The organism is Gluconobacter sp. P1D12_c (assembly GCF_018812105.1).
Classification (GTDB): Bacteria; Pseudomonadota; Alphaproteobacteria; order Acetobacterales; family Acetobacteraceae; genus Gluconobacter; species Gluconobacter oxydans_A.
Genome location: NZ_JACSIQ010000509.1, coordinates 1 through 434 on the forward strand (window position 1 = coordinate 1; position 434 = coordinate 434).

General features: G+C 53.9%; 1 protein-coding gene. It reads right to left on the reverse strand.

Annotated features, from left to right (window positions below):
- On the reverse strand, window positions 1–369 hold a 369-nt coding region (locus tag KP705_RS17915; RefSeq protein ID WP_215765267.1), incomplete at its 3' end, for a recombinase family protein.
- Between the last annotated feature and the right edge of the window lie 65 nt (window positions 370–434).

Here is a 434-nt window from a genome sequence, read left to right on the forward strand (position 1 = left end):
ATCGGCTTCAAACTCCGCGAAAGTCGCAAGGATGTTGAAGAACAACTTGCCCATTGGATCAGACGGATCGTGAATACTGTTCCCAAGTTGAAGCTTCACGCCACGGGATGCCAGGCTGTCGCCAATAAGCCGTGCATCAGGGACAGAGCGGGCCAGTCGATCAAGCTTTGGTACGACCAAAGTATCGCCACTACGAACAGCCGCCAGTGCCTGGTCAAGGCCGGCCCTTTCCCGGTTCGTGCCGGTGAAGCCCTTGTCGGTGTAAATACGATCGGCAGAAACACCGAGTTTGAGCAGTTCCTGATGCTGGGCCGCGAGATCCTGTTTGTCCGTCGAGCAGCGGGCATAGCCGATCATTATGTGTGTCATACGGGAAAGTGTAACGTATAAGGCCCCATGACTGCAAAACATATGGTACCACCTTTATGAGACAC